This is a genomic window from Serratia sp. 2723, from assembly GCF_050434425.1.
Taxonomy (GTDB): Bacteria; Pseudomonadota; Gammaproteobacteria; order Enterobacterales; family Enterobacteriaceae; genus Chania.
Genome location: NZ_JBNDIN010000008.1, coordinates 172,080 through 193,897 on the forward strand (window position 1 = coordinate 172,080; position 21,818 = coordinate 193,897).

Consider the following 21,818-nt stretch of genomic DNA (forward strand, 5'->3'; position numbering starts at 1 on the left):
ACAGTATTCTTGTCAGTTGCATGCTTACACTCTTCTGCCAAATAAATTATTGCTGTTGTTAACGCCCCCGAGTAAAGAGTCGCTCAGTCGTTTAATCCAGCATGTTGGTCGCAGCTATGTGCCTTATTACAATAACAAATATCACCGTAGTGGCTCATTATGGGAGGGGCGCTATAACAGTTGTCCGATCGAACCCGGAGCCTATTTATTGCTGACACAGCAATTCGTTGATACTTATGAAAAATTGCAGACAGACGGCTATAATGGCAACCCCGTATGGAGTAGCTATGCGCATCACATCGGCGAGGCTGAACTGGATAGAATTACCCCTCATGCTGAATACCTGAAGCTCGGCGATACTGCTGCGCAGCAGGCCACCAGCTATCGTCGTTTTATTCAGGCTTTACTCAGCCCGGCGATTCAGGCCCGGATCCAAAACTGTCTGAATCAGAACTGTGTATTGGGTACGCCCAAGTATTGCCAGCAGGTAGAAGCGTTGGTTCATCGCCATGTCAGGCCCCGCCATTGTGGTCGCCCCCGTAAGCATTACCATAATCAGGTGTCTGATTGGGTCTGGTTGGAAAATCAGGCATCGCGGCTGTTACAACGCTACAGTTACCAGGAAATTCGTTTGCCGTTATTGGAGAAATGGGGGGAAGAGCACCCTGAAAATGCTTTTGCTTTCCGTCATGATCGTACACTAGATAACGATTTTATCTGTAACCATCAGGCTCTCTTGCGCGGTGACGGTACCATGGGGAGTCTGCGGGCCATTGCACAGCATCAGCATCTGCAGGCGACCAGCCGGCTTTGGTATCTTGGCACCATGTTTCGCGCCAACAGTGAAACTCACATTGAACAATATCAGCAGGTGGGTGTTGAGGCATTCGGCTATCAGCATATTGATATCGAGCTGGAACATATCATGCTGCAATACGATTTCTTCCAATCGTTGCAATTAAAGCACCATGTTGAGCTCAAAATAAACACGTTGGCGAGCGGGGAGGAGTTCACCCGATTTCGTGAGGCATTGCGTGAGTATTATCAACCCTTTACTACGTTGTTCAACGGCGAGTGGGTCAATTGGTTGCAACATACGCCGGAGAGGTTGTTGCAAGGAACTGATCCGCTACTGAAGTGTTTGCAGGTCAAGGCACCAAAGCGTGAGGAGTTTGTCTCACTGGCTACCCGGCAGCGCTTTGAATCGCTCATCCAGGCACTGAATCAGGTGGGAATTCCATTTATTGTGGATGCGGATCTTTATCCCGCCAACGACTATTGCCATACCATTTTTGAATGGCATGCGGAGAAGCTGGAGAACGATACCCTGCTCTGCCGTGGAGGGCGGTATGATGCCAATGCCAGCCGCCAGCTTGGCAAGCCGGTTTTCGCCTGTGGTTTTGCTTTTATGCTGGATCCGATTATGCGCTTGTTGCAGCTCACCCAGGAAAATATGCTGAAACAGCGCCTGGTTGACGTAGTTATTATTCCCCGTAACGCGGTAGCGAAAGACTATGCGCTATCGGTTGGGCGCACTCTGAGAACGGCGTTTCCGCAGTTAAGTATTACTAATGATTTTTCTCATATGCAGATCAAAACCTGCAAGAAAAATGCGCTCCGTCAGGGATGTCGCTTTATTCTGGTGGTGCCAGAGGAAACCGGCGAGCAAATAGAACTGTTTGATAAAGAGGTCGACCAATATCGGCAAGGCAATATGAATACCATGATAGGCATCCTGAGTCACAGCCTCAATGCCTAGCGATTGGCAAGGAAAGGCTGTCGAGGAACGGTCAGCGTAGGCCGTTCTGCTGATGGCAGGGAATAGAAAAGCGGACATGACGTCATTAGCCTGTTTTGCATTCAGATGTAAACCTCCTTTCCGCTACATTGTTGTTCAGCTTCCGCTACAATCGCCCTTTCGGATCTTTTAGAGTGAACTTGTCGTGCTGCTTCTGGTTATTACCACCATTTTATGGGCATTTTCTTTTAGCCTGATCGGCGAATACCTGGCGGGCAATGTCGACAGCTGGTTCTCGGTGCTGATGCGCGTTGGGCTGGCGGCGCTGGTGTTTCTGCCGTTCCTGCGCTGGCGCAATATCAAGCTGAAAGTGATCCTGCTGTATATGCTGGTGGGGGCCTTCCAGCTTGGCATCATGTATCTGATCAGCTTCCGTGCCTTTATCTATCTGACCGTGTCGGAATTCCTGCTGTTTACGGTGCTGACGCCGCTGTATATCACGCTGATTTACGACCTGATCAGCGGCCGTCGCCTGCGCTGGGGCTATTTGTTCAGCGCCTTGCTGGCCGTGCTGGGGGCGGCGATTATCCGCTACCACCAACTGAGCGATCACTTCTGGTGGGGGCTGCTGCTGGTGCAGGCGGCGAATATCAGTTTCGCTATCGGCATGGTGGGTTACAAACGCCTGATGGAACTGCATCCGTTGCCGCAGCATACCGCATTTTCCTGGTTCTATCTGGGCGCGGCGGCAGTAGCGGTGGTCGCCTGGTTCCTGTGGGGTAATCCGGACCAGCTGCCAACCACCAACCTGCAATGGGGCATTTTGGTCTGGCTGGGCGTGGTGGCTTCCGGGCTGGGCTACTTTATGTGGAATTACGGGGCGACTCAGGTGGATGCCGGTACGCTGGGCATCATGAACAATATGCATGTGCCCGCGGGCCTGCTGGTTAATTTTGCTGTTTGGCATCAGCAGCCGCACTGGGCCAGCTTTATTATCGGTGGCTCGGTGATTGTCGCTTCGCTATGGGTCCATCGGCGCTGGGTTGCGCCGAAAGCTGCTAGCCTCTAGCTCAAAGAGGCTAAGGATTGAGTGTCTGGCAGGCTGCCCATCGGCCTGGCGGCATCACGCACGAACGGCAGGTGATCGCAGGCGTGCTGACGTGCCGAACGGATAAAGGCTTCGGTGACCGTCTGGCGCTGTTCGCCGTCACGAGTGGCGGCATATAACCGGCTCCACAGGCCATCCCCGAGCGTCTTGGTGACCACCAGCCCCTGGCGCTCAAAACTCTCCACTACCCAGTGCGGTAACGCGGCGATCCCCATTCTGGCTGACACCATTTGAATCAATAACAGCGTGTTATCGACGTTTTTCAGCGCCGGGCTGACGCCTGCCGGTTGCAGGAAATGGCGCCAGATATCCAGCCGTTGGCGCTGTACCGGGTAGATCATCAGCACTTCATCACTCAGGTCTGCGGGTTCAATGTGCGGCTTATTGGCCAGCGGGTGATCGGGGGCCAGGATCAGCCGCACTTCAAAGTCGAACATCGGCGAATAGTGCAGCCCGCTGCGCGGCAAGATATCCGAGGTCAACACCAGATCCAGTTCCCCTTGTTGCAAGGCAGGTTGCGGATCGAACGTCACGCCGGATTTGAAATCCATCACCACCTGCGGGAAATAGGAGCGGAAGTTGTCCAACGCCGGAGTCAGCCACTGAATACAGCTGTGGCATTCGATGGCGATGCGCAGCGTGGTTTGATGCGGTTCGTGGCAGGCTTGCAGCGCCTGTTGGATCTGCGGCAATACCTGTTCTGCCAGCTGTAGCAGGATCTCCCCCTGAGCGGTAAAGCGCAGCGGCTGGCTTTTACGAACAAACAGCTTAAAGCCCAGACGCTGCTCCAGATCGCTGAACTGATGCGAAAGGGCAGACTGTGTCTGATGAAGCTGTGCGGCGGCGGCGGCCAGCGAGCCGGTATTACGCAGAGCCTGTAGGGTCCGTAAGTGTTTCAGTTCGATCATGAGAGTCCTTCACAGTGACAGTGAAAATATTGCGCTTGTGGATCATACAGTACCTGCGGATTATGGATGTGTAAACATCTGGACGGCTAAATGGGAAATATGACGATGACAATTCTAAATCACACACTGGGTTTTCCACGCGTTGGTCTGCGTCGTGAACTGAAAAAAGCGCAGGAAAGTTACTGGGCAGGTAATTCAACACAGGAAGAGCTGTTGGCGGTTGGCCGCGAGCTGCGCGCTCGTCACTGGCAACAACAACAGCAGGCCGGGGTGGATTTGGTACCGGTTGGCGATTTCGCCTGGTACGATCACGTGCTGACCACCAGCCTGCTGCTGGGCAACGTCCCGGCGCGTCATCAAAACCAGGATGGCTCGATCGACCTCGATACCCTGTTCCGTATTGGCCGTGGCCGCGCACCCACCGGTGAACCTGCGGCAGCGGCGGAAATGACCAAATGGTTTAATACCAACTATCACTACATGGTGCCAGAGTTCACTCAAGGCCAGCAGTTCAAACTGGGCTGGACCCAACTGCTGGATGAAGTTGACGAAGCGCTGGCGCTGGGCCACCAAATCAAGCCGGTGCTGTTGGGCCCGGTAACCTATCTGTGGCTGGGCAAGGTGAAGGGCGAGCAGTTTGACCGCCTGTCGCTGCTGAACGATATCCTGCCGGTCTACCAGCAAGTGTTGGCGGAGCTGGCCAAACGCGGCATCGAGTGGGTACAGATCGACGAACCTGCGCTGGTGCTGGAATTGCCTGAAGCCTGGCTGGAGGCTTTCAAACCGGCTTACGCCGCGCTGCAAGGCCAGGTCAAACTGCTGCTGACCACCTATTTCGACAGCATTGGCCATAACCTCGACACCATCCGTGCGTTGCCGGTGCAGGGGCTGCATGTGGATCTGGTCGCAGGCAAAGATGATGCCGCTGCCCTGAACAACGCGTTGCCGCAAGAGTGGGTGCTGTCGCTTGGGGTGATCAATGGCCGTAACGTCTGGCGTGCCGATGTGAGCAACTGGTTTGAACGTTTGCAGCCGTTGGTCGGCAGCCGCCCGCTGTGGATCGGCACCTCGTGCTCGCTACTGCACAGCCCGATCGATCTGAGCGTGGAAAGCCGCCTGGACGAAGAAGTGAAAAGCTGGTTCGCCTTTGCGCTGCAAAAATGTGCCGAGCTGGCGTTGCTGAGCACAGCTCTGAATGCACCTGGGGCAGATAAGCAAGCCAAACTGGATGCCTACAGCGCACCGATCCGCGCCCGCCGCCAATCCAGCCGTGTGCATAATGCACAGGTTGAAAAACGCTTGGCGGCTATCACTGCCAAAGACAGTGAACGTCAGCGCCCTTATGAACAACGTGCCCAGGCTCAGCGCGATCGCTTCAATTTGCCAGCCTGGCCAACCACCACCATCGGCTCGTTCCCGCAGACCACCGAGATCCGCGGTCTGCGCCTGGACTTCAAGCAGGGCCGTCTGGATGGTAGCAACTACCGCACCAGCATCGGCGAACATATCAAGCAGGCTATCGCCGAACAGGAACGTCTGGGGCTGGACGTGCTGGTGCACGGCGAAGCCGAGCGTAACGACATGGTGGAATACTTCGGCGAGAACCTGGACGGCTTCGTGTTCACCCAAAATGGTTGGGTACAGAGCTACGGTTCCCGCTGCGTGAAACCACCGGTGATTATTGGCGATATCAGCCGCCCGGAAGCCATCACCGTAGAGTGGGCCAAATTTGCCCAGTCGCTGACCGACAAGCCGGTAAAAGGCATGTTGACCGGCCCGGTGACCATTCTTTGCTGGTCCTTCCCACGTGAAGATGTGACCCGTGAAGTGATCGCCAAGCAGATTGCGCTGGCACTGCGTGACGAAGTGGAAGACTTGGAGAAGGCCGGTATCGGTATCATCCAGATCGACGAGCCTGCACTGCGCGAAGGCCTGCCGTTGCGCCAGTCCGATTGGGCCGCATACCTCGACTGGGCGGTGGATGCCTTCAAACTGAACGCCGCCGTGGCGCAGGACGATACCCAGATCCACACCCACATGTGTTATTGCGAGTTCAACGACATCATGGATTCTATCGCGGCGCTGGATGCCGACGTGATCACCATCGAAACCTCTCGTTCCGATATGGATCTGCTGGAAGCGTTCAAAGAGTTCGACTATCCGAACGAAATCGGGCCGGGCGTTTACGACATCCACTCGCCGAACGTGCCAAGCGTAGAATGGATCGAAGCGCTGCTGCGTAAAGCGGCGCAGAACATCCCGGCAGAACGCCTGTGGGTCAACCCAGACTGCGGCCTGAAAACCCGTGGCTGGCCAGAAACCCGCCAGTCGCTAGCTAACATGGTGCTGGCAGCTCAGCGCCTGCGTGATCAGGTTGTCTGATCCCACCGTGATGTTTACCCAAGGGCGCTTCGGCGCCCTTTACTTGTTCTACTCCCGCGTTTCCTTAACAGATACTGCTACCGGGGGATGTGCTGTTTGTCCCGGCGCAAGGCTGGTGCAACCCACAACCACGCTCAGACGGTTGTCAAAATGATACAGGCTAACTCTGCACCATAGGGATAGGGGACATCTCAGTTACTACATTCGCTCTATATATCAACTTGCTACAGATTAACTCTGCACTTGACCACTACACCTCACCGGCTCCCTCTCCCTGTGGGAGCCGGTCAGGGGCATTACTTCACACCCGCCACTCCATGCTGGCTGAACCAGGCCAACATGCGCTGCCAACCGTCGACGGAAGCCTCCGCGTTATAGCTTGGCCGGTAATCGGCGTGGAAAGCGTGACCTGCTTGCGGATAAACCACGATTTCCGCATCGGCATTGGCCGCACGGATCGCCTGGCGCATGGTTTCCACCGTTTCCTGCGGGATACTGGCATCCTGGCCACCGTATAGCCCAAGTACCGAAGCCGAAAGATCGGTGGCGATATCAACCGGATGCTTTGGCGAATTCAAGGTTTTCTCCCCCACCAGCTTGCCGTACCAGGCCACCGCCGCCTTCAGCTGTGGATTATGCGCGGCATACAGCCAGGTGATACGCCCACCCCAGCAGAAACCGGTAATCGCCAACCTGCTGGCGTCGCCGCCGTGGCGTGTTGCCCAGTGTGCGGTGTGATCCAGATCGGCCAGTACCTGGCTGTCTGGCACCTTGCTGACCAGCTTTTGCATCAGCTCGCTGATTTCGCTGTACTCTCTGGCATCGCCCTGGCGGAAATAGAGTTCTGGCGCGATGGCCAGATAACCCTGCTTCGCCAGGCGGTGGCACAGATCCTGAATGTGTTCATGCACACCAAAGATTTCCTGCACTACCAGCACAATTGGGAACGGCCCTTGATGATGGGCCGGTTTGGCGATATAGGCTGGCAGATCGTCCCCTTGCGAAGGGATGGTGGTTTCACCCACGTGTATATCCTGCACATCGGTCAGAATGGTTGAGGTGGCCAGCGGTGCGACGGCCGGGGTAAATCCCCCTTTGGCCTGTTTTAATGTCATTTGTTGTTCTGTTTTCATTGATTGCAGGCTCCATGCGTTAGAGAAAAAGCGCGGCAGTTAACTATAGGCAGATTAACGCTTATTAGCACCGTGTGGCGAATTTTTGCGCAGGGTAGCCATGGCTGCACAGTCAGCAACTTGGTATAAACTGAGTGGAGGTTAAGCTTGTTAGGGTTTTTTATGTGATGTATATCACAAAAATAATGTAGATGAATTTCTGTTTCTTTATTCAAAGTGATTGTCGTCACGAAATTTAACGGTGATTGTCAGTAGAATCTCTGTTTGTTCCTCCCAAAACCGTATCCATGAGGAGTCCCCCATGTCTCAGTCTGACGTTTTCCACCTCGGTCTCACTAAAAGCGATCTGCAAGGCGCTACATTGGCCATCGTCCCTGGCGATCCGCAGCGTGTTGAGAAAATTGCCAAGCTGATGGAAAACCCGGTACACCTGGCTTCCCACCGCGAATTTACTACTTGGCGTGCAGAGCTGGATGGCAAGGCAGTGATCGTGTGCTCAACCGGTATCGGTGGCCCATCTACCTCTATCGCCGTTGAAGAGTTGGCACAGCTGGGCATCCGTACCTTCCTGCGTATTGGTACAACCGGTGCCATTCAGGCCAATATCAACGTGGGCGACGTGCTGGTGACTACCGCTGCTGTGCGCCTCGACGGTGCCAGCTTGCACTTTGCCCCGATGGAATTCCCGGCAGTGGCAGACTTTGCCTGTACCACTGCGCTGGTTGAAGCCGCCAAGGCCAGCGGTGCGACCACGCATATCGGCGTGACGGCCTCTTCCGATACCTTCTACCCAGGCCAGGAACGTTATGACACCTACTCCGGCCGTGTAGTCAACCGCTTTAAGGGCTCGATGGAAGAGTGGCAGTCGATGGGGGTGATGAACTATGAAATGGAATCCGCCACCCTGCTGACCATGTGCGCCAGCCAGGGCCTGCGTGCGGGGATGGTTGCCGGTGTGATCGTTAACCGCACCCAGCAAGAGATCCCGAATGCGGAAACCATGAAGAAGACCGAAAGCCAGGCGGTGCAAATCGTCGTTGAGGCTGCTCGCCGTCTGCTGTAATCCTCACTCCCTCACCCTAACCCTCTCCCAAAGGGAGAGGGTTAGGAACGTGCTACATGTTTGACCACCGTTCTGCCTCAACAAAGATACGACCTCTGCATCTGATTGAAACACTGAACTAGCCCCCTTGATCTTTTGAGAGAGGATCGGTGGGAGGGGTAAACTGGGCCGTTTGACGGCCCGTTTCTCCATCTGTTACGGTTATCCCCCTCTGCGTCATGCTGCTGGCCTTCCGTTGCGAGTGTTACCGATTGCCGGCTGATGTGGCGGCATATCCCAAGACAATCAATATAAGGACGTCTTATGACCGCTCAGATCCTGCTCCATCCTTCCCTTGCGCCGCTAGACGGTGGCATCAACTTCCGCGATTTAGGCGGCAACAGAATGGCCGATGGTCGCCGTATTAAACGCGGACTGCTATTTCGTTCCGGCGCTCTGGATCTGTTGAGTGAAGACGACTGTAGCTACCTGGCTCAGATGCCAATACGTTCGGTGCTGGATTACCGCGACATCGACGAAGTGCAGGCCAAACCTGATGTGCTATGGTCGGGAGCCGACTATTACCACGTGCCGGCCAATCCGCTCAGCAGCGAAGTGAATGCCAACCTGGAAAAACTCACCGACGAAACGTTGGCCAAGTTTGATGCCCGGGCCTTTATGCTGGAGCTGTACCGCCGCCTGCCGTTCAATAACGCCGCCTATCAGCAACTGGCGCAGCTGTTGGCCCAGCCTGAAGGCGGAGCGATTGTGCAGCACTGTGCGGTAGGCAAAGACCGTACTGGCGTCGGTTCGGCGATGGTGCTGCTAGCGCTCGGGGCGGATGAGAACACGGTGATGGAAGATTATCTGCTGACGGAAACCACGTTGGCGAGCTACCGTGAATATATGTTGGAGCAGATGTCTATCCGCCTGAACGACGCCTCGGTAGCGCAGTTTGCCTATGTGTTAGGTGCTCGTGAAGAGTTCCTGGAAACCGCATTAGGCTGCATTCGTCAGCAATACGGCTCGACCGATCGTTGGCTGGAAGCTGAATATGGGCTGGGGCCAAGCCAGCGCGAGGCGTTGCAGGCGTTTTATCTGGAGTCATAACGGCATGTGTAGCCGAGGTTTCGCCGGTGAGGCAAGGCATTGCGTATCCTTGGGGCTGGATCCATTCTCTAAAGGAGCAGGCTGTGAGCCTCAATGACATTATTTACTGGGTAGGCGAAATGGTACGCCAGCATGAAGCCTGGGCGATCCCGATCGTCTTCTTTCTGGCGTTTGGCGAGTCGTTGGCCTTCCTCTCTTTGCTGTTGCCTGCCACGGTTATTCTGCTGGGGCTGGGGGCGTTGATTGGCGAGAGTGGCATTGCCTTTTGGCCGATCTGGGCCGCCGCCGCAGCCGGTGCCTTCTTTGGTGATTGGCTCTCCTATTGGGTAGGCTATCACTATCAGGGGCGTGTAGCCCATATGTGGCCGCTGTCACGCAATCCGCAGCTGCTGGTGCGTGGCCATGCGTTTTTTGAGCGTTGGGGCGTGCTGGGTATCTTCTTTGGGCGCTTCTTCGGGCCGTTGCGCGCCGTAGTGCCGCTGGTGGGGGGCATCTGTGCCATGCCGCAAACCGCGTTCCAGATTGCCAATGTGGCCTCGGCAATGGTCTGGGCATTCGGCATCCTGGCACCAGGCGCCTTTGGTATCAAATGGTTTACCCAGTGGATGGCATGAACCGGCGTTTTGCCAATAACCTTATATTTTAATTATTCGGCATTAGAGTGAGAATTCGATCACGAATTTATCCTTATCTGGCGTTTTTTAATTCCCTTATTTTTTTAGCAGTGTTATTTTCCCAATAAGTGGATTGTTACTGTGAATAAACAGGCAAAACCCAAACCCGTTGACAAACCAATGTCATGGGTTTGGGTTTTTTTTTGCCATTATTTTGGAACATGATCTGCTAATGATTAAAAAAATTAACCTATAGATGTTATTTTGTTCACTAAGGAATAGTTAATGAAAATTAAAACCTGGTTACTAGCCTCCGTACTTGCCGTTTCCTCTGCTGCGGCCTTCAACGTAACTGCTGCGCAAAGTGACAGCGTCGATATCTATTTTGCCCGCCACGGTAAAACGCTGCTCAATACCTACGATCGCGTGCAAGGCTGGGCTGACTCGCCGCTGACACCGGCCGGGATCGAAACCGCGCGCTATCTGGGGGCCGGGTTGAAGGGGATCCCTTTCGATAGCTTCTATACCAGCGACGCTGGCCGCCAGCGTGAAACGATGCAGGTGATCCTCAAGGAAATGGGTAAATCGGACGCCAAGGTCACGGAGCTGACCGACCTGCGCGAAATGTTCTTCGGCGGTTTCGAAGGGCGCGCTAACGCAGAGATGGCCGGTGCTGCTGCCAAAAAACTGGGCCTGGCCTCTGGTGCCGAGATGTTCAAGCAAATGGGTGAAGGCAAGATCAGCCTGATCCCGATGGTGGATGCCATTACGCAAAGCGATGATAAGCAAGAGGCGGAAAGTGCGCTGCAGGTCAAGACCCGTATGCAACGTGCCTTGCATACCATGGTGCAGAATGCCGTAACGAACGGCGATAAAAACATCCTGGCGGTCTCTTCCGGGCTCTCGATGCAGATGATGATTTCCGATATGACCGATAACCCGAACAAAAATAAGCCACTGACTAATGCGGCAGTTGTTAAGATAAATTATAAGGATGGAAAATATACCGTAACCGAAATTGGCGATATGACTTATGTCGCTAAAGGGAAAGCGTTACTAAATAAAGCACCCTGATTCTTACCCAATAAAAAATAACTAACCTCTTTGGCTTGGGGATATTAGCCGAGGCGATCTGTTATCGCCTTGGCAGGAGTTTTCTATACCTTTTTTCGGGGATGACAATAATGAAACGTTCTGCTTTAAGCTGTCTGGTCGCTATTTCGCTATTATCCACCGCGGCCCAGGCCAGCGTTGATGATGTCCTGGATTCACCCTTTTTCAGCGATAGCCACGCTGAACTTTCACTGAAAAACTACTGGAAGTATCTCAAGGAAGATGCCGCCAACCCAAAAGAAGTGCATAACGCCTGGGGGCAAGGGCTGGCGCTGGGCTATCAGTCCGGCTATCTGGCGGACTTTATCGGCGTGAACCTCGATTACTACAGCGCGGTAAAGTTGGGTGCCAGTGATTACTTCAATACTCGTGGGGTGCTGTATAACAACGGCCCAGGCAACCGCAAAGAGAATGCTGCTGGCTACAGTAAGGTGGGCCAACGCTATATCAAGCTGAAAGGCGACGTGGGTGGCGCGGCGCTGAATGCGCAGGCTGGCTGGCAGGTGTTACGTAACTACGGTGTGATTTCCACCTCCACTCGCCTGTCGCCTACGACTTACCTGGGTTGGTCCGGTGGCGTGTCCGGTGCCGGGCTCTCTTTGCGCGGCGCGTATGTTGAACGTTCCATGGATCGTAACTCGCCTGACAGCCTGCGTTTGCAGACCAACGATGGCCGCTACATCAACCATCTCGCCAGCGCCGAGTTGGGCTATGAGAATAAAGCCTTTAATGGGCAACTGGCCTACGGGGAATCTCAGGACTATTTACGCCGCCAGATCCTGCGGATGGGGTACAAAGCCAATGACAAACTCAGCCTGGGCAGCCAGATTTACACCACTCAGGCGCTGGACGAGTACAAACAGATGGCGCTGAGCAAGCGCAACTTCGATCATAACGCCAACCACTATGCGCTGGATGCCAAATGGCAGGAGCCGCTGTGGAGTGTCAAGGTCGGCATCGCCCATACACGAGCACCTAAGGGTGACGGTCAGCTTGGCTTCTACCCGCGCCATATGTCCAAAAACTCGCGCGGCACCTTTACCTCCATGGCCTATGCCGGTGAAGACTATATGCGCGATGGCGAAACCATGCTGGCCACCATGGCCGAATACCGCATCACGCCTGAGTTTACCGCCGGGCTGGTGGGCAACGTGGGCCAGTTCAGCTATCAAGGCGCAGCGGTGCGTACCGGTGAGATCAACGTCTTTGGCCGTTGGGCACCTTCCCATCCCAAGCTGAAAAACCTGACGGTGTTCGCCATGGCCGGGCCGGGCTGGTCCTATAAGAACAGCAATAAAACGCCGATACTGGTGGATGGGCATTCCCAGACCTCCCACTCGCTGTCCGGCGAGTTTATCGCCGAATACCGCTTCAAACTGTTTTAACCTACCTATCGGCGCGGTACCGCCGTGGTTACCGCGCCCACTTCCGCATAAAAACAGACTGGACATCCATACAGGCTCCCTTTAACGTGGCAGGCAACAGGCGTAAAACGCGCCGCGAGTGCATGCATGACAGGAGGCAGGGTGGATACCAGTTTGGTTTACGGTATTGGTGGCGTGGCGATAGGTTTACTGCTGGGGTGGCTGATCGCCAGCCTGCGTGCGCAGCAGCATGGTGCGCAGCATGAAACCGACATGCGTCTGCTGGAACAGTCTTTACAGCAGGCGCAGCTTGAAACTGCCTCCCGCCAGGAGACGCTGCAACGCCACGAACAGCTGCTGCGGCAAAACGATCTGGAACTGCGCACCCTGCACAGCCAACTGGCCGCCGGGCAGGAGAGACTGCAACAGCTCAACCATTGGCGCAATGAATGTGAATTGCTGAACCAGGAGCTACGGGCACAGCGGGAAGTCAACAGCGCTCAGGAAGCCGAACTGCGTGAGGTAACGATCCGCCTGGAAGAGACCCGCATGGCCGCAGAAGAGAAACAGCGGCTGTTGATCAGCAGTGAACAGCGCTTGACCACCCAGTTTGAGAACCTGGCCAACCGCATTTTCGAAAACAGCGGCCGCAAGGTGGATGAGCAAAATAAGCAAAGCCTGGATCGCCTGTTGCTGCCGTTACGCGAGCAGTTGGACGGTTTCCGCCGCCAGGTGCAGGACAGTTTTGGTCAGGAAGCACGTGAACGCCATACATTGACGCACGAAATCCGTAATCTGCAACAATTGAATGCGCAAATGGCTCGCGAGGCGCTCAACCTCACCAAGGCGCTAAAAGGCGATAACAAAACCCAGGGTAACTGGGGCGAGGTGGTGCTGAGCCGTGTGTTGGAAGCCTCTGGCCTGCGTGAAGGACATGAGTATGAGACGCAGGTTAATGTGCGGCTGGATAGCCAAAGCCGTATGCAGCCAGACGTGATCGTGCGTTTGCCACAGGGTAAAGACGTGGTGATCGACGCCAAAATGTCGCTGGTGGCCTATGAGCGTTATTTCAATAGTGAAGATGACTTCGAACGGGAAGCGGCGTTGACCGAGCATATCACTTCGCTGCGCGGGCATATTCGCGTGTTGGGCCGTAAGGATTATCAACAACTGCCTGGCCTGCGTTCGCTGGATTATGTGCTGATGTTTATCCCGGTGGAACCGGCTTTCCTGTTGGCCATCGATCGTGAGCCGGAGCTGATTAGCGAGGCATTGCAACATAATATCATGCTGGTCAGCCCAACCACCCTGCTGGTGGCGCTGCGTACCATTACCAACCTGTGGCGCTATGAGCACCAGAGTCAGAACGCCCAGCGGATCGCCGATCGTGCCGCCCGGCTGTATGACAAGATGCGCCTGTTCGTAGACGATATGTCGGCCCTGGGGCAGAGCCTGGATAGGGCGCAGGGCAGTTATCATCAGGCGATGAATAAACTGAGCGAAGGCCGTGGTAATCTTATCGGCCGGATCGAGGGCTTCCGCGCGCTTGGGGTTGAGATTAAACGTCCCATCAACCCGCTGTTGGCGCAGCAGGCATCGGAACAACAGGATGATGAGCTGCTCTCTGAGCCAGACGAGGATATCGCCTCGCTGCCGGGGGAAGAGAACGACGATAGCAACGAAGAACCGCATCGCGCATCGCACGGATGATACCGTTGCAAGGTGGGGTATTACGCGGCTTTCTGGTACACTCCACGACACTAAATTGACTGAATGGCAGGCAGGACAATGGCAGATCAAGCACAGGAAACCACCGATTTTGGCTTTCGTACCGTAGCAAGAGACGAGAAGCAGGCCATGGTGGCTAACGTTTTTCACTCGGTAGCGGCAAAATATGACGTGATGAACGACCTGATGTCGTTTGGTATCCATCGTATCTGGAAGCGTTTTACCATCGATTGCAGCGGCGTGCGCCGTGGCCAGCGTGTGCTGGATCTGGCCGGTGGTACTGGCGATCTGGCCGCCAAGTTTTCCCGCATGGTGGGGGAGCAGGGGCAGGTGGTGCTGGCAGATATCAACGATTCCATGCTCAAAATGGGGCGCGAAAAGCTGCGCGACCACGGCATCGTTGGCAATATCAGCTATGTGCAGGCCAACGCCGAAGCGCTGCCGTTCCCGGATAACTATTTTGACTGCATCACCATCTCCTTTGGCCTGCGCAACGTCACCGACAAAGACAAAGCGCTGCGCTCGATGTTCCGCGTGCTGAAGCCGGGTGGCCGCCTGCTGGTGCTGGAGTTTTCCAAGCCGCTGCTGGAGCCGCTGAGCAAGGCTTACGATGCCTATTCTTTCCACGTGTTGCCAAAAATTGGTGAGCTGGTGGTGAAAGATCCGGACAGCTACCGCTATCTGGCCGAATCGATCCGCATGCACCCCGATCAGGAAACCCTGAAGGGGATGATGGCTGCGGCCGGTTTCGAGAACGTCAACTACTTCAACCTGACCGGCGGCATCGTGGCGCTGCACCGGGGCTTCAAGTTCTGATATGGAAATGCCGATGCTGCTAACCCCGTTACTGACCGGTGTGCTGGAAACCTCGCTCAATAGCCTGCTGTTTCGCGATCGCAGCATGAAAGCCGCCCGTCAACGGCTGGCGGGTAAAGTGTTACGTATCGAGCTACAGGAACTCTCTTCGCCGTTGGTACTGTTGTTCAGCGAACAGCGGGTGGATGTGCTCGGCCAATCAGAAGATAACGCCGATTGTACGGTGCAAACCCGCGTGTCGGTGCTGCTGAAATTGCGCGATCGTCAGCAACTTTCCCCGCTGATGCGTAGTGGCGAGCTGATTGTCGAAGGCGATATTCAGGTGGTGCAACAACTGGTCGGTTTGCTCGATCTGGCAGAGTGGGATCCGGCAGAATGGCTGGCGCCTTATGTAGGCGATATCGCCGCGCAAGGGGTTAGTCAGATGGTTGGCAAAGGTTTGGGCCTGCTGAAATCCGGTTTGCAGAACCAGCAACGCTACCTGGCCGAAACGCTGACCGAAGAGTGGCGCATGGCTCCTGGCCCGCTTGAAGTAGTGTGGTTTAACGAAGAGGTTGATGCCACCGTTCGCAGTGTGGACGCACTGATTGCCCGTCTGGACAAGTTGGAGGGTAAACGATGACCCCTGGCGAAATTTGCCGCCTGTATTTGATCGTGCGCGTTTTCCTGAGCTATGGTCTGGATGAACTGATCCCCAGGATGCGCTTGACGCTGCCGCTACGCATTGGCCGCCGCCTGCTGTTCTGGATGCCTAACCGCCATAAAGACCAGCCGTTGGGCGAACGCCTGCGTCTGGCGCTGCAAGAGCTTGGCCCGGTGTGGATCAAGTTCGGCCAGATGATGTCGACCCGCCGCGATCTGTTCCCACCCCATATTGCCGACCAACTGACGCTGTTGCAGGACCGAGTCGCGCCGTTCGATGGTGCGCTGGCGCGTAAGCATATCGAGTTGGCGATGGGCGGCCCGCTGGAAACCTGGTTCGATGACTTTGACCAGCAGGCGCTGGCGTCGGCTTCGATTGCCCAGGTGCATACCGCCCGGCTGAAAACGACTGGCCAAGAGGTGGTGCTGAAGGTGATCCGCCCGGACATAGGGCCGATTATCAAAGCCGATGTGCGCCTGATGTATCGCCTGGCAGGCTGGGTACCCAAGCTGATGCCGGACGGTCGCCGTCTGCGCCCGCGCGAAGTGGTGCGTGAATATGAGAAAACCCTGCTTGATGAGCTGAACCTGCTGCGAGAAGCGGCCAACGCCATCCAGCTGCGCCGTAATTTTGACGGTAGCCCGATGCTCTACGTGCCAGAGGTTTACTCTGATTACTGCCGTGAAAGCGTACTGGTGATGGAGCGGATTTACGGCATTCCGGTGTCGGATATTGCGGCACTGGAACAGCAGAACACCAATATGAAACTGCTGGCCGAGCGTGGCGTCCAGGTGTTCTTTACCCAGGTGTTCCGTGACAGCTTCTTCCATGCCGACATGCACCCAGGCAATATTTTCGTCAGTTATGAGCACCCGGAAGATCCGTGTTATATCGGCATCGACTGCGGCATCGTGGGGTCCCTGAACAAAGACGACAAGCGCTATCTGGCGGAAAACTTTATCGCCTTCTTCAACCGCGACTACCGTAAGGTGGCAGAGCTGCACGTTGACTCTGGCTGGGTACCGCGCGATACCAATGTGGAAGATTTTGAGTTCGCCATTCGTACCGTCTGCGAACCGATCTTTGAAAAACCGCTGGCGGAAATTTCGTTCGGCAACGTGCTGTTGAACCTGTTCAATACCGCACGCCGTTTCAATATGGAAGTGCAGCCGCAGCTGGTATTACTGCAAAAGACGCTGCTGTACGTTGAGGGCCTTGGCCGTCAGCTCTATCCGCAACTGGATCTGTGGACCACGGCGAAGCCGTTCCTGGAAAGCTGGCTGCGCGATCAGGTAGGCATTCCGGCGGTGATCCGCGCGCTGAAAGAAAAAGCGCCGTTCTGGGCCGAGAAAATGCCAGAGTTACCTGAATTATTTTATGACAGCCTGCAACAGCATAAACTGTTGCAACAGAGCGTCGATAAATTGACCGGTCAGATGCAGGCGCAACGCGTTCGGCAAGGTCAATCACGGTATTTGTTCGGGGTTGGCGCTACACTGTTAGTCAGTGGTACGATTTTACTGCTGGGAGGCGTAGAGGTGTTTCCTGCCTGGATGATGGCCGCAGGCGTTGTGGCCTGGGTTGTCGGTTGGAAACGCACCGCCTGAATAAATAAACCACCAGGTTAAACGTTGCCGCATTCGCTCTGCAAAAACGGGGCATATCCAACACAAAGATGAAGGGTATATAATGCGGCGACTTGAACATTACCCTTTTAATCTCTAGAGGTAACTGCAATGGGCGGTATTAGTATTTGGCAATTGTTGATCATCGCGGTGATCGTGGTGCTGCTGTTTGGTACCAACAAACTGCGTACGCTGGGTTCCGATCTCGGTGCATCAATCAAAGGCTTTAAAAAGGCGATTGGCGATGACAACACCGCTGCGCCAACCAACACGACTGAAAAAACCAACCACGACGCGGACTTTGCGGCCAAGCCTATCACCGATAAGCAGCCGGAAGTGAAGGCAGCGGAAGAGTCGAAGAACAAAGAGCAGGTATAAACCGTGTTTGACATTGGGTTTGGTGAACTGCTGCTGGTACTGGTGATTGGCCTGGTGGTACTCGGGCCAGAACGGTTACCGGTAGCGGTCAGAACCGTTGCGGGCTGGATCCGAGCGCTGCGCTCTCTGGCGGCTTCGGTGCAGAATGAGCTGACGCAGGAATTGAAGCTGCAAGAACTGCAGGAAAGCCTGAAGAAGGCGGAGAAAGCGGGATTGCAGAATTTAACGCCAGAACTCAAAGCCTCGATGGATGAGTTGAAAGAGGCCGCTGAGTCGCTGAAACGTTCTTATCACGTCGATCAGGACGAGCCGCCGCATACCATCCACAATCCAGTGGTCACCGATCCTGAAGCCATCCACGACGGCGTGACTCCGGCGGAAGCGGCGACTACCGCTTCAGCACCCGTTGCTACACCGCAGCCCACTGAACCTGCGCCAGCCGTGCAAAGCGAGCCGGTGATGCCCCCCGTGGCTCAGGCAACGGTCGTGGATCAGCAAATCCCTGCAAAGCAGGCCATCCCAGAGCCTGTGGCGGATAAATCCCCTGCGTCTCAACAACCTAGTGGCGAACGTTAAAACATGGCCGTTGAAGATACCCAACCGCTTATCAGTCATCTGATTGAACTGCGTAAGCGGCTGTTGAATTCGATCATCAGCGTGCTGGCGATCTTTATCGTGTTGGTGTTTTTCGCTAACGATATTTATCAGATCGTTTCTGCACCGCTGATCGATCAGTTGCCTGCCGGGGCGAGCATGATTGCCACCGACGTGGCTTCACCGTTCTTTGCGCCGATCAAGTTGACGATGATGGTTTCGGTGATCGTTGCCGCGCCTTTCATTCTCTATCAGGTCTGGGCCTTTATCGCTCCTGCGCTGTACCAGCATGAACGCCGCCTGATGATGCCGCTGTTGGTTTCCAGCAGCCTGTTGTTCTATCTGGGGATGGCGTTTGCCTACTTTGTCGTGTTCCCGCTGGCCTTTGGCTTTTTTGCCAAAACTGCCCCCATCGGCGTCACGATAGCGACCGATATCAGCAACTACCTGAGTTTTGTCATGGCGCTGTTTATGGCGTTCGGCGTGGCTTTTGAAGTGCCGGTTGCCATTATTCTGCTGTGCTGGAGTGGTGTCACTACGCCAGAAGACCTGCGTAAGAAACGCCCGTATGTGCTGGTCGGTGCTTTCGTGGTCGGCATGCTGTTGACGCCGCCGGACGTGTTCTCGCAAACCCTGTTGGCGATCCCGATGTACCTGCTGTTTGAGGTCGGGGTGTTCTTTGCCCGTTTCTATGTAGGGAAGCGACGCAAGCCGGTAGCGGAAGAAGAGGAAGGCGAAGAGCCACCAGCGCCCTCACCCTAACCCTCTCCCACAGGGAGAGGGGACCGATCGAGTTCGTTGATTGCTTTGCGTACTACCTTGCCTTTCTGGTTGCTACCCCTACTTTCCGAAGTTGCACGGGCTAGCTATGCGCTCGGGACAGCTCCCTCTCCCTGAGGGAGAGGGTTGGGGTGAGGGGGAAATAGCGATTGCCAGATACTGGCAGGATTACCCCGAGGGGCGGCTTTTGCATTGGAAAAACCATGTTTGATATTGGCGTCAATCTTACCAGCTCCCAATTTGCCAAAGATGCCACACAGGTGGTTGAGCGAGCCAAAACCGCAGGCGTGACGGGGATGCTGATCACCGGCACCAACGCACAGCAAAGCGAGGCGGCCAGCCACCTGGCCCGTGCTCATAGTGGCTATTGCTGGTCTACGGCGGGCGTGCATCCGCATGATGCCAGCAGTTGGAACGATGAGGTCGCGCAGCATATTCACCGGTTGGCATCGCAGCCCTTCGTGGCCGCCATTGGCGAGTGTGGGCTGGATTTTAACCGCAATTTTTCCACCCCGGCACAGCAGGAACTGGCTTTCACCGCTCAACTGGCATTGGCCGCCGAGCTCACTATGCCGGTCTTCCTGCATTGCCGCGACGCACACGCACGTTTTGTTGCACTGCTGACTCCCTGGTTGGATAAACTGCCCGCCGCAGTTGTGCATTGCTTCACCGGCAGCGCCGAAGAGTTACAGGACTGTCTGGCGCTGGGGTTGTCGATCGGTATCACCGGTTGGGTTTGTGATGAGCGCCGGGGTCTGGAACTGCGTGCCTTGTTACCCCAAATCCCGGCCGATCGGCTGCTGCTGGAAACCGATGCCCCCTATTTGTTGCCCCGAGATTTACACCCGAAACCTGCATCTCGCCGCAACGAACCCTGTTTTCTGCCCCATATCATTCGCCAGGTTGCAACCTGGCGCGAAGAAGATCCCGCGTGGCTGGGCCAGAAAACTGATGAGAACGCCCGCCGGTTATTCCGGCTGGTCTGAGTTAGGAGAAAATTATGAGCTATGCATTTCCGGGCACCTTTCCTGGTCGCCGCATGCGCCGTGTGCGCCGTCATGACTTCAGCCGCCGTTTGGTCGCCGAGAATCAGGTAACGGTCAATGACCTGATCTATCCGGTGTTTGTCATGGAAGGCAGCAACCGCCAGGAAGCCGTTTCCTCGATGCCTGGCGTATCGCGCATGAGCATCGATCTGCTGATCAAAGAGGCGGAGGCCATTGCCAAACTCGGCGTGCCGGTGATTTCCCTGTTCCCGGTGATTGAGCCTGGCCTGAAATCGCTGCATGCCGAGGAAGCTTATAACCCGGATGGTTTGGTGCAGCGTACCGTGCGTGCGCTGAAAGATGCCGTACCGGAGCTGGGGATCCTGACCGATGTGGCGCTCGACCCGTATACGACCCATGGGCAGGATGGGGTGATCGACGAGCATGGTTACGTGATCAACGACATCAGCAAAGAAATTCTGGTTCGCCAGGCGCTATCTCATGCAGAAGCCGGTGCTGAAATTGTGGCTCCCAGCGATATGATGGACGGCCGCATCGGCGCGATCCGCGATCAACTCGAGCTGCAAGGCCTGGTGAATACCCAGATCATGGCGTATTCCGCCAAGTATGCCTCATGTTATTACGGCCCGTTCCGTGATGCGCTCGGTTCCACCGGTAACCTGAAAGGCGGTAACAAGAAAACCTATCAGATGGATCCGGCCAACGGTGATGAAGCGCTGCAAGAGATTGCTCAGGATCTGCAGGAAGGCGCGGATATGGTGATGGTGAAGCCGGGGATGCCTTATCTGGACGTGGTACGGCGTGTCAAAGATACCTTCGGGGTGCCGACCTTCGCCTATCAGGTGTCGGGTGAATATGCGATGCATATGGCGGCGATCCAGAACGGCTGGCTGCAGGAACAACCGGCGGTGATGGAATCCTTGCTGTGCTTTAAGCGTGCCGGGGCCGATGGTGTGCTGACCTACTTCGCCAAGCGTGTCGCCCAGTGGCTGCATGATGACGCAATGCGCCGTTAATCGGTAGCAGACAAAACAGGCACCCTTGGGTGCCTGTTTGCATTACAGCTTCTGGAACTGCCGATTATCGATGCTCTGATTAATCTGCCTGTTGATCAGGTTTAGCAGCAGCATAGAGCGGGCTTCACCGTCGGGCTCGGTGTAGATCGCATGCAGACCCTCGAACACGCCATCGGTGATCAACACCGTATCGCCCGGTAACGGGGTCTCTGGATCCACATAGTATTCTTCGCTATGTGTCTGGAGTTCTTCGATAACCTGTAAAGGTATCTGGGTCGGTAAGGCTCCAAATCGCACAAAGTGGCTGACACCACGGGTTGCGCTGATCGTGGTGGTGTGAATACGTTCCGGATCGAATTCAACAAACAGGTAGTTGGGAAACAGCGGTTCGCTAACGGCAGTACGCTTGCCCCGCACGATTTTCTCCAACGTAATAATTGGGCTCAGGCAGTTGACGGCTTGCCTTACCAGGTGTTCCTGGGCCCGTAAGAGCTGGCCGCGCTTACAATAAAGTAAATACCAAGATTCCATAGTTTCACATGCCTTTCTGTCAGCCGTTAAGCATACCAAAAGCGACTACGGATACCTAGTGACGTAAGCGCCCTTCTTGTTGCCATGAGTTGTGGCAATCCACGGTAGCCAGTAGAAAGTCACACACTTGGTGGCCGGGTTCAGGTATAACAATAAGTCTAAATTTTGTGACTGTCACAACTATGATG

General features: G+C 55.3%; 20 protein-coding genes. 17 read left to right on the forward strand and 3 right to left on the reverse strand.

Annotation, left to right across the window (positions count from 1 at the left end; translation table 11 throughout):
• Positions 1–208: 208 nt before the first annotated feature.
• Together ABIE29_RS14450 and ABIE29_RS14455 are read left to right on the forward strand one after the other, a co-directional pair.
• Positions 209–1,759, forward strand: a complete 1,551-nt coding sequence (locus ABIE29_RS14450; protein ID WP_429619428.1) for an ATP phosphoribosyltransferase regulatory subunit — start codon at positions 209–211, stop codon at positions 1,757–1,759.
• A gap of 184 nt (positions 1,760–1,943) precedes the next feature.
• On the forward strand, positions 1,944–2,807 hold the full coding sequence (locus ABIE29_RS14455) for a carboxylate/amino acid/amine transporter (RefSeq protein WP_429619429.1): 864 nt from the start codon (positions 1,944–1,946) through the stop codon (positions 2,805–2,807).
• On the opposite strand, the gene metR is transcribed toward ABIE29_RS14455, so the two are convergent.
• Entirely contained in the window at positions 2,804–3,754 is a 951-nt protein-coding gene (gene metR, locus ABIE29_RS14460; RefSeq protein WP_024531203.1) for an HTH-type transcriptional regulator MetR, read from the reverse strand. The two genes, ABIE29_RS14455 and metR, sit on opposite strands and share 4 nt — an antisense overlap.
• A 105-nt stretch (positions 3,755–3,859) precedes the next feature.
• Between metR and metE the strand changes: the two genes are divergently transcribed.
• Positions 3,860–6,136 (forward strand): 5-methyltetrahydropteroyltriglutamate--homocysteine S-methyltransferase, encoded by a 2,277-nt coding sequence (metE, locus tag ABIE29_RS14465; RefSeq protein ID WP_429619430.1) that lies wholly within the window; start codon positions 3,860–3,862, stop codon positions 6,134–6,136.
• 296 nt (positions 6,137–6,432) lie between these two features.
• Here the strand turns inward: metE and ABIE29_RS14470 are convergent, their stop codons facing one another.
• Positions 6,433–7,269 carry a dienelactone hydrolase family protein gene (locus ABIE29_RS14470; protein ID WP_429619431.1) on the reverse strand — a complete coding sequence of 279 codons (837 nt, stop codon included), beginning with the start codon at positions 7,267–7,269 and terminating at the stop codon, positions 6,433–6,435.
• A 301-nt stretch (positions 7,270–7,570) separates the two neighbouring features.
• Here ABIE29_RS14470 and udp point away from each other — a divergent pair, with 301 nt between their 5' ends.
• The 14 genes from udp to hemB all read left to right on the forward strand — a co-directional run bounded on the left by udp (position 7,571) and on the right by hemB (position 21,099).
• Positions 7,571–8,332: a uridine phosphorylase gene (gene udp / locus ABIE29_RS14475; RefSeq protein WP_429619432.1), complete on the forward strand. Its 762-nt coding sequence runs from the start codon at positions 7,571–7,573 to the stop codon at positions 8,330–8,332.
• Between the two features lie 303 nt (positions 8,333–8,635).
• Positions 8,636–9,421: a tyrosine-protein phosphatase gene (locus ABIE29_RS14480; RefSeq protein ID WP_429619433.1), complete on the forward strand. Its 786-nt coding sequence runs from the start codon at positions 8,636–8,638 to the stop codon at positions 9,419–9,421.
• Positions 9,422–9,504: 83 nt separating this feature from the next.
• Complete coding sequence (locus tag ABIE29_RS14485; RefSeq protein ID WP_429619434.1) at positions 9,505–10,035, forward strand: DedA family protein; 531 nt, start codon at positions 9,505–9,507, stop codon at positions 10,033–10,035.
• Positions 10,036–10,326: 291 nt separating this feature from the next.
• Complete coding sequence (locus tag ABIE29_RS14490; protein WP_429619455.1) at positions 10,327–11,109, forward strand: histidine phosphatase family protein; 783 nt, start codon at positions 10,327–10,329, stop codon at positions 11,107–11,109.
• 110 nt (positions 11,110–11,219) lie between these two features.
• Positions 11,220–12,533, forward strand: coding sequence for an OprD family outer membrane porin (locus ABIE29_RS14495; protein WP_429619435.1), 1,314 nt, complete (start codon positions 11,220–11,222; stop codon positions 12,531–12,533).
• A 141-nt stretch (positions 12,534–12,674) separates the two neighbouring features.
• Positions 12,675–14,222: a DNA recombination protein RmuC gene (gene rmuC, locus ABIE29_RS14500; RefSeq protein WP_024531110.1), complete on the forward strand. Its 1,548-nt coding sequence runs from the start codon at positions 12,675–12,677 to the stop codon at positions 14,220–14,222.
• 78 nt (positions 14,223–14,300) lie between these two features.
• Entirely contained in the window at positions 14,301–15,056 is a 756-nt protein-coding gene (ubiE, locus tag ABIE29_RS14505; RefSeq protein ID WP_021181470.1) for a bifunctional demethylmenaquinone methyltransferase/2-methoxy-6-polyprenyl-1,4-benzoquinol methylase UbiE, read from the forward strand.
• Positions 15,057–15,069: 13 nt separating this feature from the next.
• Complete coding sequence (ubiJ, locus tag ABIE29_RS14510) at positions 15,070–15,678, forward strand: ubiquinone biosynthesis protein UbiJ (protein WP_429619436.1); 609 nt, start codon at positions 15,070–15,072, stop codon at positions 15,676–15,678.
• Positions 15,675–17,306 (forward strand): ubiquinone biosynthesis regulatory protein kinase UbiB, encoded by a 1,632-nt coding sequence (ubiB, locus tag ABIE29_RS14515; RefSeq protein ID WP_429619437.1) that lies wholly within the window; start codon positions 15,675–15,677, stop codon positions 17,304–17,306. The genes ubiJ and ubiB overlap by 4 nt, the downstream gene beginning before the upstream one ends.
• Positions 17,307–17,435: 129 nt before the next feature.
• Positions 17,436–17,702, forward strand: coding sequence for a Sec-independent protein translocase subunit TatA (gene tatA, locus ABIE29_RS14520; RefSeq protein WP_065685043.1), 267 nt, complete (start codon positions 17,436–17,438; stop codon positions 17,700–17,702).
• Positions 17,703–17,705: 3 nt separating this feature from the next.
• Positions 17,706–18,278, forward strand: coding sequence for a Sec-independent protein translocase protein TatB (gene tatB, locus ABIE29_RS14525; RefSeq protein WP_429619438.1), 573 nt, complete (start codon positions 17,706–17,708; stop codon positions 18,276–18,278).
• Positions 18,279–18,281: 3 nt separating this feature from the next.
• The gene (gene tatC / locus ABIE29_RS14530) at positions 18,282–19,058 is read left to right on the forward strand and encodes a Sec-independent protein translocase subunit TatC (protein ID WP_429619439.1); all 777 of its coding nucleotides are present in this window, start codon (positions 18,282–18,284) and stop codon (positions 19,056–19,058) included.
• Positions 19,059–19,279: 221 nt separating this feature from the next.
• A complete protein-coding gene (gene tatD / locus ABIE29_RS14535) occupies positions 19,280–20,062 on the forward strand; it encodes a 3'-5' ssDNA/RNA exonuclease TatD (RefSeq protein ID WP_161712620.1) in 783 nt (260 codons plus the stop codon).
• A 14-nt stretch (positions 20,063–20,076) separates the two neighbouring features.
• Positions 20,077–21,099, forward strand: coding sequence for a porphobilinogen synthase (gene hemB, locus ABIE29_RS14540; RefSeq protein ID WP_021181463.1), 1,023 nt, complete (start codon positions 20,077–20,079; stop codon positions 21,097–21,099).
• 42 nt (positions 21,100–21,141) lie between these two features.
• Here hemB and rfaH read toward each other — a convergent pair whose 3' ends face one another.
• Positions 21,142–21,630, reverse strand: coding sequence for a transcription/translation regulatory transformer protein RfaH (gene rfaH / locus ABIE29_RS14545; protein ID WP_429619440.1), 489 nt, complete (start codon positions 21,628–21,630; stop codon positions 21,142–21,144).
• Between the last annotated feature and the right edge of the window lie 188 nt (positions 21,631–21,818).